We start from the raw sequence: 12,850 nt of genomic DNA, 5'->3' as shown, positions 1-12,850 counted from the left end.
AGCTACGTGGCTGGATGGTCAGGGAATGTGCGGCTGGGTGCGGGCCAGGAAGTCCAGCACCGCTTCGGCGAACAGGTCGTTGCGGTCACCGGCGACCATGTGACCCGCGCCTTCGACGTCGACGAACGCGACCTGCGGGAAGCGGGCCAGGAATGCGGTGGCCCGGTCGCGACTGACCAGGTCGCTGACCTGTCCGCGTACCAGCAGCATCGGCACTCCATCGGACAGGATCGCACCGATCGCGCTGTGCAGCCGGTCGACATCGGTGACCTCCAGCGGCGGATGCGCGGCGGTTCCATCGATGAATCGGGGATCCCAGTGCCAGTACCAGCGATCGCCGCGCCGGCGCAGGTTGGTTCGCAGGCCATCGAGATCGGCGGGCCGCGGGCGGTGCGGGTTGTACGCGGCGATCATGTCGGCCACCTCGTCGAGGGACCCGAAGCCCTCCACCATCCGGTCGGCCATGAACGCGTGGATGCGGTCGGCTCCGGACGGGTCCATGTCGGGCACAATGTCGACCAGGACGACCGCGGCGGCAATCCCGCGGGCGAGTTCGCCGGCCAGCAGCATCGAGGTGATCCCACCCAGCGATGCGCCGACCAGAACCGGGCGCGGAGGCAGGTGGCGCAGCAGTTCGCGGATGTCGGCGGCGAACGTGGACACCCGGTAGTCGCCGTCGGAAGCCCAATCCGACTCCCCGTGGCCACGCATGTCGACGGTGACGGCCTGGCGGCCGCGCTGGGCCACCGCGGCCGCCGCCCTGGCCCACGAGCGGCGGGTCTGTCCGCCGCCGTGCAGGAAGACCACAGCCGGGGCGGCGGGGTCACCCACCCGGTCGGCGGCGATGCGTACACCGCCGTGCCCGTCGGCGAGGAACTGGTGGGGTGCGGATGTCATTCTGCCGATCGTAGGTGCCGGGCCACGGCGACCGGGCCATACTGGGCCGGTGAACGGGCTGGCGGGCAGGGGTGTGCTGGTGACCGGTGCGGCCTCGGGCATCGGAGTGGCGACAGCGACGCGGCTGGTCGCCGAGGGGGCGCACGTCGTCGGACTCGATCGCACCGCTGCCGATCGTCCTGAATTTCGTTGCCTCATCGGCGATGTGTGCGATGACGAGGTGGCTCGGCGCGCGGTCGCCGAGGTCCTCGACGGGGCCGGGCGCCTCGACGGTGTCGTGCATTCCGCGGGCGTCGCCGGCGGTGGACCGGTGCACCTGCTCGGCGACGACGAGTGGAACCGCGTGCTCGAGGTGAACCTGACGGCGACGTTCGTGGTGATGCGCGCGGCCCTGACGCAGATGATGAACCAGGACCGGCTCGCCGGTGAACGCGGCTCGATCGTGACGCTGTCGAGCATCGAGGGGCTGGAGGGCACCGCGGGCGGCAGCGCCTACAACGCTTCCAAGGGCGGGGTGGTGCTACTGACCAAGAACGCGGCAATCGACTACGGGCCCAGCGGTATCCGGGTCAATGCGATCTGCCCGGGGTTCATCCAGACGCCGCTGTTCGAGGACACGATGGGCATTGCCGGGATGGAGGGGGTGCGCGAGGAACTGCGCCGCGAGCACAAACTGCGCCGGTTCGGTCGGCCCGACGAGGTCGCCGCGGTGGCAGCGTTTCTGCTCTCGTCGGACGCGAGCTTCGTCAGCGGGCAGGCGATCGCGGTGGACGGTGGCTACACCGCGGGGCGCGACCACGGTGTCACCGCGCTGATGGGCCTCGACGAGCAGTGAGCGCCGGCGTCACCACACCACGGCAAGCGCGGCGGCCAGCAGAGCCAGCGCTCCGACCGAGACGAAGATCGGCCGGGGCACCGCCTCGCCGGTGCGCTTTTGCCGGGCACTGCCCATGCCGAGCAATCCGCCGATGACGATCACGATGACCAGCTTGATGCCGATCTTCGGGTAGTTCAGCGCTACCCCGGCCGGCCACGGCGCCGCCAGCGCCAGTCCCGTGACCAGCGAGAGCAGCAGACCGTAATCCATCACCCGGGTGACCTGGAACCGCCGCGCTGCCGCCTCGGCGACCCACGGACCGAACAGCACCGCGAAGCCGACGATGTGCAGCAAGACAACTACAGACCGTAGTATTTCCATGGCGCGAGGCTACTCCCCGCCGTTGACGGCGCACAGTCCACCGTCAGGCGACCGAGAACAGCGCGACCGCAACGATGATCTCCACCAGGAAGTAGAACCAGTTGGGGTAGAACGCCGTTCGACCGTCGAGTGCGGAGAGCACGCGCCCGGCCGCCATCCCGGCCAGCGCAGCGGCCACGGTGATCACGATGCCGGCACGCAGTTGCGGGTCTGCCACCGCCACCATCAGCATCACCGCGATCGCCCACCCGAACCCCCCGTAGACCGCGCGCACCTCTGAGCGCGCCACCGCCGACCCGAGCGTGATGTCGAACGGGGCGGTCAATCTGGTCGGCACAACCAGGGCGTACGTGCCCATGGCTGCGAAGAACAACGCCGCGACGACGAGGACAGTTGCTGCCAATGCGGTCACGTTAGCCTCTTTTCACCGGTGTATGGAGGTCACCATGGCAGAACCCGACGATCCGCCGCTTCCACAAACCTGCTGCCCGGTGGTGTGGCTGTGGCCGGGCCGGGCGCTGTATGCCGGTCCCGGCCTGAATCTGCGTCCGCACTCCGGGGCGGTCTGGTGTCTGGCGGTCGGCGTCGACGGCGTTCTCACCGTCACCGCCGACGAACACCGGGTGCGCGCCCGCAGCGTGCTGATCCCGCCGCGGCTGGTCCACCAGCTCGACACCCACGGCGGCCGGCTGGTGTCCTGTTACCTCGACCCGTCCTCGGATCGGATCGAAACGATCCGCACCCAGTGCCGCAGTCGCACCGGCGATGTGCGGCACCGGCATGTGAGCGAACAGATTCTGGCATCCGCGCCGGCCGACGACGACGGCGCCATGCGCTGGCTGGATGTTGCGGCCCCGGGTGCGGCGCGGCCGATCGACCCGCGGATCCGGTCGGCCGCGGCGCGCATCGCCTCCGACCCCGACGGCGCTCCGTCCGCCTGTGCGCTGGCCGAGAATGTCGGGTTGTCCGAGTCGCGCTTCCTGCACCTGTTCCGGGCACAGACGGGCACCAGTGTGCGCCGTTACCGGCTGTGGATCCGGTTGATGCGGGCCGGAAGGGCGATGACCGACGGCGCCGGTCTGACCGAGGCCGCTGCGCAAGCCGGCTTCGCCAGCCCGTCACACCTGTCCGACCGGTTCCGGGAGACGTTCGGGCTCACCGCGTCCGAGCTGCTGCGCAGCGGGGTGGCCCTGCGTACCGCAGCGCCCTCGGCTCTCCCAGAGCCGCACCGTTGACAGCCCTCGACAGCGCGGCACACACTGCGTCGGGTCCACCAGGACCGCGAGCAGACAGGAGTCATGTCGTGGCCGTACCGTCGGCGGAGCAATCTTCCACTGCCCCACCTCAGTCACCACAGCTGTCGCGTTACACCGCCCGGCGCGTCCTGATCACCGGTGCGGGGTCGGGCATCGGGCAGGCATGCACGCTGCGCATCCTGGCCGAGGGCGGTCAGGTGGTGGCGGCCGACATCAGTGCCGAGGGTCTCGCTGACACCGTGGACAAGGCCGGTGGACTCACCGCAGGTCTGTGCACTGTCGCGATGGACGTCGGCGACGAAGACTCAGTGGCCCAGGGTGTCACCGCGGCACTGGCCACGCTGGGCGGACTGGACACGTTGGTCAACGCCGCAGGCATCCTGCGTTCGGCTCACCTGGCCCAGACCACACTTGCCGACTTCGAAAAGGTTTTGCGCATCAACCTGATCGGGACGTTCCTGGTGACCAGGCAGTCCATCGGCGCACTGCATGAGGGCAACGGTCCGGCGGTGGTGAATTTCAGCTCGACCTCGGCGCACTTCGCGCACCCCTACATGGCAGCCTACGCCGCCTCAAAAGGGGGCGTGCTCGCGATGACCCACGCGTGGGCATTGGAGTTCGCCAAGGCCGGAATTCGGTTCAATTGCGTTCAGCCAGGGTCGATTTCGTCGGGCATGACCGACGGCACCGGATCCTCGCGGCAGAGCATCGGGCCGGGCTTACCCGACGACGCCGATTACACGCTGTTCGGCAAGGTGGCCCCGATGCTGCCGCTGCCGGGCGGGGCGATGTTCGCCGGTCCGGACGCGGTGGCCGGCGTGGTCGCGATGCTCGGCAGCCCCGACGCGTTCTTCATCACCGGAACCGAGGTCCGCATCGACGGTGGCTCGCATATGTGACCGAGCCACCCCGCCTGACGGCTCAGACCGTCTCGGGTAGCCGTGCCCCGGTGGCCAACTCGGCGTACTGGCGCATCAGCCGCAGCGCGGTCGGACGATTCAGCGCGGGATCGCGGGCGACGATGCGGTACCCGAAGTAGTCCTCCATCGACATCAGTGTCATCGCGATGTCGTGGGCGCGACTCGTCAGCGTGAACCACCCGGACCGGGCGCCGGCGTCCAACAATTCGGCGTAGAGCCCGACCTGACGGTGGTAGATGCTTTGCACATCGATGCGCCGGTCCAGCTCGAATCCGGCGGCCAGCACGGCCCGCCAGATGGCACGCCATTCGGCGTCCTCGGGCCCGGTGGGCAGGCCGGCGGCGATGGTCACCGCCAGTTGGGCCGGCGGGTCCCCGGCCTCGGCGGCGAGCCGTCGGCGGTCGTCGTAGAACCGGACGTCGGAGCGCAGCGCCAGTTCCGACAGCAACTCGGACATGTCCTTGAAGTAATAGCGCACCGCATTGGTCGTCAGCCCGAGCTCGGCGGCGACGTCGGCGAGCTTGAGGGTGGCCAGGTCGTGGCGCTCGATCAGGGCGATCGCGGCATCCATGATGTCGCCGCGCCGTTCCACCTGCCGATTCGGCCGTGCCATATCGTGCTCACCTCCTGCGCCGTGGGCTGGGTTTCAACTTATTCTGCCGTTCCGGTTGCGTCGGAGGTCACACCGGCGGATAGTTCTTTTCCACTTAGTAAAAAAACTAGCAGGAACGAGTGCAATCAGTGCGTGCCAGAGACCTCGGCGTGGTGATCGGGGACCATCCCCCAGGACCGACCAATGCCATCACCGACGTCTCAGGCGTACGGGTCGGGCACACCACCCTCGACTCCGACGGACCGCCGGCCGTGCACACCGGAGTCACCGTCGTCGTCCCGCACGACGACATCTGGACCGAGCCGGTGTTCGCCGGATCGCACCGGCTCAACGGCAGCGGCGAGCTGACCGGCCTGGAATGGATTCGCGAGTCGGGCGAGCTGACCAGCGCGATCGGGCTGACCAACACCCACAGCGTCGGCGTCGTGCGCGACGAACTGGTGGCCGCCCAGGTGCGCGCCCGCGGCGAGGGCCTGTACTGGTCATTGCCGGTGGTCGGCGAGACCTACGACGGCCTGCTCAACGACATCAACGGGTTCCACGTTCGGCCCGAGCATGTCCGCGCGGCGCTGGAGAGCGCATCGGGCCTACGGCCCGCCGAGGGCAACGTCGGCAGCGGCACCGGCATGATCTGCCACGGCTTCAAAGGCGGGATCGGCACGTCGTCGCGCGTCACCGACACCGCCACCGGCCGGTACACGGTCGGTGTGCTGGTGCAGGCCAATCACGGCCGCCGCGAACGACTCCAGATCAACGGTGTCCCGGTCGGCGAACTCATCGGGCCCAGCGAGGTCCCGCTGCCCGAGCTGCCCGCCAGGTATGAGCCCGGGTCGGGCTCGATCATCGTCATCGTTGCCACCGACGCCCCGCTGCTCCCCCACCAGTGCACCAGGCTGGCCCAGCGCGCGGCCCTGGCTGTGGCCCGACTCGGCGGGACCGGCGAGCAATACAGCGGCGACCTGATGCTGGCGTTCTCCACCGGCAATCGCGGCATCCCGCCCTACGCGTGGGACGAGGACCCCACCGCCGCCCAACCCGAGGTCGCGGTGCGCATGGTCGCCCCGCAGCTGATGACCCGGCTGTTCGACCTGACCATCGAGGCCACCGAGGAAGCCATCGTCAACGCGATGGTCGCCGCGACCACCATGACCGGGCGGCACGGTTTCACCGCCCATGCACTGGACCACGGCCTGCTTACGCAGGCCCTGCGTGTCAACACCCCACCACCCCAGGAGATCTCGTGACCACTGCACCCGCGAAGAGCGAAAGCCGGCGCCTCACCGGGCATCTCGGCCCTGTGGCCATCGTGTTCATGGTCGTCGCGGCGGCCGCCCCCCTGACCGTGATCGGCGGCAACATGCCGCTGGGGATGGGGATCGGCAACGGGGCCGGCGCGCCGGTCGGGTTCGCGATCGCCGCATTGGTGCTGCTGGTGTTCAGCATCGGGTTCGTGACGATGACGCCGCACGTGCCCGAGGCCGGGGCGTTCTACTCCTACGTCACCGTCGGGCTCGGTGAGCGCATGGGCAAGGGCATCGCGGTGGTCGCGCTGATCGCCTACACCGCGATCCAAGTCGGAATCTACGGATACATCGGCTGGGCGATCTCCGACACCGTGGCGCACTACAACGGGCCGGTGATCCCTTGGCCGGTATACTCGTTCGCCATTCTGGCGATTGTCGCCGTCCTCGGCTATCGGCATATCGATCTCAGCGCGAAGGTGCTGGGTGTGGCGCTCACCTTGGAGATCGGCATCGTCGTCATCCTCGACGCCGTGATGGTCACCAACCCCGGCCCGGCCGGCATCACGTTCACGTCGTTCGACCCGGCGACCTTCACCCAAGGGGCCATCGGCATCGCGATCCTGTTCGCGCTGACCGGATTCATCGGCTTTGAGGCCACGGCGGTGTTCCGCGACGAAGCACGCGACCCGCAGCGCACGATCCCGCGTGCGACCTATGCCGCGGTGATTTTGATCGGCGCCTTCTACGCGATCACGTCGTGGGCATTCGTCGTCGCGATCGGGCCAGACGAGGTGGGTGCGGTGGCCCAGCGCACCCTCGATGGTGAGGGCAACATGCTGCTGGACACCACCGGTGACATGCTGGGCGGGCTCGGTCGAGACATCATGAACGTCCTGTTGCTGACCAGCCTGTTCGCCTGTGTGCTGTCGTTCCACAACGTGATCGCGCGCTACCAGTTCGTGCTGGCCGGTAAGGGACTGCTGCCCGCCCGGCTGGCGCAGGTGCACCAAAGCCACCAGTCGCCGTCGTTTTCCTCGGTGGTGCAGACCGTCACGGCGACCGTGATCATCGGGGTGTTCGCGCTTCTCGGAATCGACCCGCTGGTGGGGGTTTTCGGTTCGATGGCCGGTGTCGCGACCGTCGGCATGGTCACGTTGATGCTGACCACCTCGATCGCCGTTCTGGTGTTCTTCCTGCGTGAGCGCGAGCAGGCGTCGGGCCGGGTCTGGACCACGCGGATCGCTCCGGCGCTGGCGGTGGCCGGGCTGCTGGCCAGCCTGTGGCTGGTGCTGTCGAACTTCACGCTGGTCACCGGCGGGAGCACCACGCTGAGCACCGTTCTGGCCGCAATCCCGTTCGTGGGCCTGATCATCGGCTTTGTGGCCTGGCGACCGTCGCGGTCACTGTCGGCCTGATCGAGCGAGGCTGATGGGCTCGATGCGACGCCGCGCATCGAGCACCATCAACGCCACCGACAACGACGTCATCGATTCCGCGTCATCGAGGTCGACGCCGAGGGTCTGTTCGATCGCGGCCAGCCGCTTGTAGAGCGCCGGACGGCTGATGTGCAACCGCGCGGCCAGCGCCGCTTTGTTCCCCGCCAGCCGCAGGTACTCACGCAGCATCTGCAGATCCGAGGCCACCCCGCGGTCCAGCAGCGGTTTGAGTTCGGTCTCGGCGAACCGCTGCACCCGCGGATCATCGCGCAGCAACGTCATCAACCCGCGCAACCGGACGTCGGACGCGCGAAAGTACGCTCGGGCATCGTCGCGCAGGGCCAGCGCCACCTCTGCGACGTGGCCCGCTTCGGCCAACCCGCGGATCGCGTCGGTGACGTCGGCCTCCGGTGTGCCCACCGCGCACACCGACCGGGTCACCGCGTCGACGCGGCTCAGGTCGGCGGCCAGTCGTTCGCCGATGTCGGTGAGCGCCCGGTCCGGCCCACCGCGCGCGGTGTTCAGCGAGACCAACGCCGCGATCTCGCCGTCGCGGTGGCTGGAGAACAGTCCGGTGTGTCCGGCCGCGTTGACGGTGTGGGCCACAGCATCGAGCAGAGCGAGATTGCGCCGTTGCACCGCTAGCGGATCGGTCCCGGCGCCGATTCGCTCGACCCGCACCACGAGTGGGTGATAGCGGGTGGCCTTGCCCAACCCGAGTGCGTGTGCCCGCGCCGCTGCCTCAGACCTGTCGGCCAACCGACCCTGCAGCACGTCGTCGATCAGTCCGCTCTGCGCTTGCTGGTGCAGACCGGTGTCGTTGCGCTCGATCATGCGGTTGAGGGCCAGTGCAGCCGACGCCCGTTCGAGCACCATCGTCACCCGCGGTCGGTTCACCACCGCTAACGGAGCGATCAGTCGGCCCCACTCCTCGCCCCGGGGGCCGACCACGGTCAGCGTCCACTGCTCCGGACCCGCGCCCGCCGTTTGACGACGCGACCGTCTCTCCCAATCGTCGAGCACCGTGGCGGTTTTGGCGCCGCCGGCCGATACCGCAATCGCCTGGTGGGCAAGATCTTCGAGTACCACGGGCACGTCGAGGATGTCGGCCGCGGCGTCGACGATGGAGGTGACCGAGGCACGCCGGATGCTCAACTCGGTGAAGACCTCGTGGACCCGCCGGTCGAAAGCGACTTCGTCATACTGTTCGGCGACGATGCGGCGGTGCACCACTTCGGTGACGTCGACGAATCGGATCTGCCGGTGCAGCACCACCAGCGCGAGATCGAGCTGGTGCGCCAGCGTCGTCAGCGACTCCGGGAGCCGGGCCGCTGCGGTGCCCAGCTCCACGACCACCCCGAGGGCTCCCGCGTCGGCCAGCCCGTGCAGGTACCGTCGCGGCGCACGACCCAATCCGGCGGCGGTGGTCAGCACCAGCTCACCGCCCTGCAACAACGACGACAGGTCGGCCACTCCGCCGACGTGCAGCCAGCGGATCGGTTCCGAGAACCGGCGCGAACTGAGAACCTCCGGGCCACCGTGGAGCACGACCGGCAATTCGATGACTTCGCCCACCGTGATCGCCATTTACATAGTGTAAAGCGACTGATCAAATGCGTTACGACATGCACAGCTCCGGCGGGCGTCTCACGCCGCACACTGGAAGCTCACGACACGCGAGGGAGCCCCATGACCACAACCATTCCGCATTGGCTGGACAACGAGCCGTTCGCCGGGACCAGTCCGGAGACTGCGCCGGTGACGAATCCGGCCAGCGGTGTGGTGACCGGTCAGGTGGCGCTGGCCAGTGTCGAGGATGCCCGCACAGTCATCAATGCGGCCGCAGCGGCGTTCCCGGCCTGGCGGGACACCTCGCTGGCCAAAAGGACTCAGGTGCTCTTCCGATTTCGGGAGCTGCTCAACCAGCGCAAGGGTGAGCTGGCCGAGATCATCACTTCCGAGCACGGCAAGGTCGTCTCCGATGCTCTCGGTGAGGTCAGCCGCGGCCAGGAAGTCGTCGAGTTCGCCTGCGGGATCCCCCACCTGCTCAAAGGCGGGTTCACCGAGAACGCCTCGACCAACGTCGACACCTATTCGCTGCGCCAGCCGTTGGGCCCGGTGGCGATCATCTCCCCGTTCAACTTCCCGGCCATGGTCCCGATGTGGTTCTTCCCCCTCGCGATCGCCTGCGGCAACACCGTGGTGCTCAAACCCTCGGAGAAAGACCCGTCGGCCTCGCTGTGGCTGGCTGACCTGTGGAAGGAAGCCGGCCTGCCCGCCGGGGTGTTCAACGTCCTGCACGGCGACAAGACCGCCGTCGACGAACTGCTGACCAACCCGAAGATCAAATCGGTGTCCTTCGTCGGATCCACCCCGATCGCGCAGTACGTCTACTCCACCGGCACCGCCGCCGGCAAACGCGTCCAAGCCCTCGGCGGGGCCAAGAACCACGCCGTGATCCTGCCCGACGCCGACCTGGACCTGGCCGCCGACGCCATGGTCAACGCCGGTTTCGGTTCGGCCGGGGAACGCTGCATGGCCATCAGCGCGTGTGTGGCCGTGGGCCCCATCGCCGACGACCTGGTCGCCAAGATCGCCGAACGGGCTACCGGCCTGCGCACCGGCGACGGCACCCGCGACGCCGACATGGGACCGCTGGTCACCCAAGCCCACCGCGACAAGGTCGCCTCCTACATCGACGCCGGGGAAGCCGCCGGCGCCAAAGTCGTCGTCGACGGCCGCGCCGTGACCCCGGACGGGGCGGACGAAGGCTTCTGGCTCGGACCCACGCTGCTCGACAACGTCACCCCCGAGATGAGCGTCTACACCGACGAGATCTTCGGGCCCGTGCTCTCGGTCGTACGCGTCGAGACCTACGACCAAGCCCTCGACCTGATCAACACCAACCCCTACGGAAACGGCACCGCGATCTTCACCAACGACGGCGGCGCGGCGCGGCGCTTCCAGAACGAGGTCGAGGTCGGCATGGTCGGCATCAACGTGCCCATCCCGGTCCCGATGGCCTACTACAGCTTCGGCGGCTGGAAAGCCTCACTGTTCGGCGACTCCCACGCCCACGGCCTCGACGGCGTAAACTTCTTCACCCGGCAGAAAGCCGTCACCCAACGTTGGCTGGACCCCAGCCACGGCGGCATCAACCTCGGCTTCCCGCAGAACGGTTAGGACACAGAGACTCCCACCATGACGATCACCCCCGTGAGCAGCCTGCCGACCGGCGAAGACCTCGACTCTGCCATCGCGCGCGGTCGACGCGCCTACGAGCTCGACCGTCAGCACGTCTTCCACTCGTGGTCGGCACAGGCGCAGCTGAACCCGATGACCGTGCTGGCCGCCCAGGGCTCCTATGTCTGGGACGGCGAGGGCAATAAGCTGCTGGATTTCTCCTCCCAGCTGGTCAACACCAACATCGGTCACCAGCACCCGAAAGTCGTTGCCGCCATTGCCGAACAGGCGGCGACGCTGTGCACCGTCGCGCCGCAGCACGTCAACGACATGCGTTCAGAGGCGGCCCGGCTGATCGCCGAGCGCACCCCCGGTGACCTGAACCGGATCTTCTTCACCAACGCCGGCGCCGAAGCGGTCGAACACGCGGTCCGGATGGCACGTCTGCATACCGGCCGCTACAAGGTGCTTTCGCGCTACCGGTCCTACCACGGCGGCACCGAGACCGCGATCAACCTGACCGGTGACCCGCGCCGCTGGCCCAACGACCACGGCAACGCGGGCATCGTGCACTTCCACGGGCCGTTCCTGTACCGGTCGGCGTTCTACGCCGAGACCGAGGAGCAGGAGTCCCAGCGGGCGCTGGAGTATCTGGACCGGCTGATCCAGCTGGAGGGACCGTCGACCATCGCGGCCATCATCCTGGAGTCGGTGCCTGGCACCGCGGGCATCATGGTGCCGCCGCCGGGTTATCTCGCCGGGGTCCGCGAGATCTGTGACCGCTACGGCATCGTGTTCATCGCCGATGAGGTGATGGCCGGATTCGGCCGCACCGGACAGTGGTTCGCGATCGACAACTTCGACGTGGTGCCCGATCTGATCACGTTCGCCAAGGGTGTCACCTCCGGCTACGTTCCGCTGGGCGGGGTGGCGATCAACGACGCGATCGCCGCCACCTTCGCCGACCGCCCCTACCCCGGCGGCCTCACCTACTCGGGACATCCGCTGGCCACCGCGTGCGCGGTCGCGACCATCAACACCATGGAGGACGAGGGCATGGTCGCCAACGCTGCGCGCATCGGCCGCGAGGTCCTCGGCCCCGGGCTGCGCGAGCTCGCGGCCCGGCACCGCAGCGTCGGCGAAGTCCGCGGCCTCGGCGTGTTCTGGGCGATCGAACTGGTGGCCAACCAGCAGACGCGGGAGCCTCTCGCGCCCTACGGCGGTTCCAGCCCCGCGATGGCGGCGGTGTTGGCCGCGTGCAAATCCGGCGGTCTGCTGCCGTTCGCGAACTTCAACCGCATCCACGCGGTGCCGCCGTGCAACGTCAGCGATGACGAGGTCGCCGAAGGACTGCGCATCCTCGACGCGGCGCTGGACGTCGCCGACGGCTACTGCGTCTGACCGCCTGCCGCGGAAGTGCCTCCACGGTCGTTGCGGCTGCCGCGCAACGACGCTGAGTGCACACTCGCTGCCGCTTCAGGCCCCCGTCGGCCAACGCTCGGTGATCAGCGAGGTCATCGCATTCACCCAGGCATCGTCGAGGGCGGCGTCTTCGCGGATCAAGATGCGGAAAATGGCGCTGCCGGCCACGACTTCGGCCAACATCGGTAACGCGTCGTCCTCGCGCCGTTCTTGGCCGAAGCGGCTCTCGAACTCCGTCAGGTTCCCGGCCAGGCGGGCGATCATCAGGCCGTGTAGCTGCGGATCGGCGACGGTGTCAGCGATCAAACCCGGCAGTGCCACCCGCACCTCGGGGCGGTCGAACATCGCCCGGGTGGTTTCGACCAGTGCCCGGATGTCTCGCCCGATATCGCCGGAGCCGTCGGGAACCGACAGCGCCGCATCCGACAACACCGCCTCGTGCACCAGATGTGCCTTGCCTGACCACCGCCGATAGATCGCGGCGGTCGTGGTGCCGGCACGCGCGGCGATCGCTGACAGCGACAACGCGGAATAACCTGTCTGCACGACCAACTCGCGGGTGGCTGCGATGATCGCGGCATCGATCCTGGCGTCTCGGGGGCGACCTGAGGTCGGCCGTACCGGCGCCTTGCCATCGCCGCGCCGATCTGCTGTCATACTTCCAGACTAATACCGATACAG

At 68.4% G+C, this 12,850-nt stretch carries 13 protein-coding genes; 7 read left to right on the top strand and 6 right to left on the bottom strand.

The features are described 5' to 3' along the window. Positions 1–18 precede the first annotated feature (18 nt). Entirely contained in the window at positions 19–897 is an 879-nt protein-coding gene (locus KXD98_RS07365) for an alpha/beta fold hydrolase (protein ID WP_260762864.1), read from the bottom strand. 49 nt (positions 898–946) lie between these two features. Between KXD98_RS07365 and KXD98_RS07360 the strand changes: the two genes are divergently transcribed. Continuing rightward, complete coding sequence (locus KXD98_RS07360; protein ID WP_260762863.1) at positions 947–1,732, top strand: SDR family NAD(P)-dependent oxidoreductase; 786 nt, start codon at positions 947–949, stop codon at positions 1,730–1,732. A gap of 9 nt (positions 1,733–1,741) precedes the next feature. Here the strand turns inward: KXD98_RS07360 and KXD98_RS07355 are convergent, their stop codons facing one another. Together KXD98_RS07355 and KXD98_RS07350 are read right to left on the bottom strand one after the other, a co-directional pair. Next, positions 1,742–2,095 carry a Fe-S protein gene (locus KXD98_RS07355; RefSeq protein ID WP_260762861.1) on the bottom strand — a complete coding sequence of 118 codons (354 nt, stop codon included), beginning with the start codon at positions 2,093–2,095 and terminating at the stop codon, positions 1,742–1,744. Positions 2,096–2,138: 43 nt separating this feature from the next. Continuing rightward, positions 2,139–2,498 carry a DUF4345 domain-containing protein gene (locus KXD98_RS07350; protein ID WP_260765049.1) on the bottom strand — a complete coding sequence of 120 codons (360 nt, stop codon included), beginning with the start codon at positions 2,496–2,498 and terminating at the stop codon, positions 2,139–2,141. 43 nt (positions 2,499–2,541) lie between these two features. On the opposite strand from KXD98_RS07350, the gene KXD98_RS07345 reads away from it, so the two are divergent. After that, positions 2,542–3,330, top strand: coding sequence for an AraC family transcriptional regulator (locus tag KXD98_RS07345; protein ID WP_260762859.1), 789 nt, complete (start codon positions 2,542–2,544; stop codon positions 3,328–3,330). A 122-nt stretch (positions 3,331–3,452) separates the two neighbouring features. Further along, positions 3,453–4,250, top strand: a complete 798-nt coding sequence (locus tag KXD98_RS07340; protein WP_260765047.1) for an SDR family NAD(P)-dependent oxidoreductase — start codon at positions 3,453–3,455, stop codon at positions 4,248–4,250. Between the two features lie 22 nt (positions 4,251–4,272). Here the strand turns inward: KXD98_RS07340 and KXD98_RS07335 are convergent, their stop codons facing one another. Then, the gene (locus KXD98_RS07335; protein ID WP_260762858.1) at positions 4,273–4,884 is read right to left on the bottom strand and encodes a TetR/AcrR family transcriptional regulator; all 612 of its coding nucleotides are present in this window, start codon (positions 4,882–4,884) and stop codon (positions 4,273–4,275) included. 128 nt (positions 4,885–5,012) lie between these two features. Between KXD98_RS07335 and KXD98_RS07330 the strand changes: the two genes are divergently transcribed. Together KXD98_RS07330 and KXD98_RS07325 are read left to right on the top strand one after the other, a co-directional pair. Continuing rightward, complete coding sequence (locus tag KXD98_RS07330) at positions 5,013–6,128, top strand: P1 family peptidase (protein WP_260762856.1); 1,116 nt, start codon at positions 5,013–5,015, stop codon at positions 6,126–6,128. Positions 6,129–6,196: 68 nt separating this feature from the next. Next, a complete protein-coding gene (locus tag KXD98_RS07325) occupies positions 6,197–7,543 on the top strand; it encodes an APC family permease (RefSeq protein WP_260765045.1) in 1,347 nt (448 codons plus the stop codon). On the opposite strand, the gene KXD98_RS07320 is transcribed toward KXD98_RS07325, so the two are convergent. Then, complete coding sequence (locus tag KXD98_RS07320; RefSeq protein ID WP_260762854.1) at positions 7,529–9,151, bottom strand: PucR family transcriptional regulator; 1,623 nt, start codon at positions 9,149–9,151, stop codon at positions 7,529–7,531. The genes KXD98_RS07325 and KXD98_RS07320 overlap by 15 nt on opposite strands. 102 nt (positions 9,152–9,253) lie before the next feature. On the opposite strand from KXD98_RS07320, the gene KXD98_RS07315 reads away from it, so the two are divergent. Continuing rightward, positions 9,254–10,747, top strand: a complete 1,494-nt coding sequence (locus tag KXD98_RS07315) for a CoA-acylating methylmalonate-semialdehyde dehydrogenase (protein ID WP_260762852.1) — start codon at positions 9,254–9,256, stop codon at positions 10,745–10,747. Positions 10,748–10,765: 18 nt separating this feature from the next. After that, complete coding sequence (locus KXD98_RS07310) at positions 10,766–12,148, top strand: aspartate aminotransferase family protein (RefSeq protein ID WP_260762851.1); 1,383 nt, start codon at positions 10,766–10,768, stop codon at positions 12,146–12,148. A 75-nt stretch (positions 12,149–12,223) separates the two neighbouring features. Here KXD98_RS07310 and KXD98_RS07305 read toward each other — a convergent pair whose 3' ends face one another. Continuing rightward, positions 12,224–12,826 carry a TetR/AcrR family transcriptional regulator C-terminal ligand-binding domain-containing protein gene (locus KXD98_RS07305; RefSeq protein WP_260762849.1) on the bottom strand — a complete coding sequence of 201 codons (603 nt, stop codon included), beginning with the start codon at positions 12,824–12,826 and terminating at the stop codon, positions 12,224–12,226. Between the last annotated feature and the right edge of the window lie 24 nt (positions 12,827–12,850).

It is taken from the genome of Mycobacterium sp. SMC-4 (assembly GCF_025263265.1).
Classification (GTDB): Bacteria; Actinomycetota; Actinomycetes; order Mycobacteriales; family Mycobacteriaceae; genus Mycobacterium.
Note: the sequence above shows the minus strand (reverse complement) of the source record. Positions and strands in the feature narration are given on the sequence as shown.

Bases quoted from the DNA above. Each gene is read 5' to 3' on its own strand.
- KXD98_RS07365 (WP_260762864.1), bottom strand. From the start codon at position 897: ATGACATCCGCACCCCACCAGTTCCTCGCCGACGGGCACGGCGGTGTA.
- KXD98_RS07345 (WP_260762859.1), top strand. From the start codon at position 2,542: ATGGCAGAACCCGACGATCCGCCGCTTCCACAAACCTGCTGCCCGGTG.
- KXD98_RS07315 (WP_260762852.1), top strand. From the start codon at position 9,254: ATGACCACAACCATTCCGCATTGGCTGGACAACGAGCCGTTCGCCGGG.
- KXD98_RS07325 (WP_260765045.1), top strand. From the start codon at position 6,197: ATGGTCGTCGCGGCGGCCGCCCCCCTGACCGTGATCGGCGGCAACATG.
- KXD98_RS07335 (WP_260762858.1), bottom strand. From the start codon at position 4,884: ATGGCACGGCCGAATCGGCAGGTGGAACGGCGCGGCGACATCATGGAT.
- KXD98_RS07355 (WP_260762861.1), bottom strand. From the start codon at position 2,095: ATGGAAATACTACGGTCTGTAGTTGTCTTGCTGCACATCGTCGGCTTC.
- KXD98_RS07320 (WP_260762854.1), bottom strand. From the start codon at position 9,151: ATGGCGATCACGGTGGGCGAAGTCATCGAATTGCCGGTCGTGCTCCAC.
- KXD98_RS07305 (WP_260762849.1), bottom strand. From the start codon at position 12,826: ATGACAGCAGATCGGCGCGGCGATGGCAAGGCGCCGGTACGGCCGACC.
- KXD98_RS07310 (WP_260762851.1), top strand. From the start codon at position 10,766: ATGACGATCACCCCCGTGAGCAGCCTGCCGACCGGCGAAGACCTCGAC.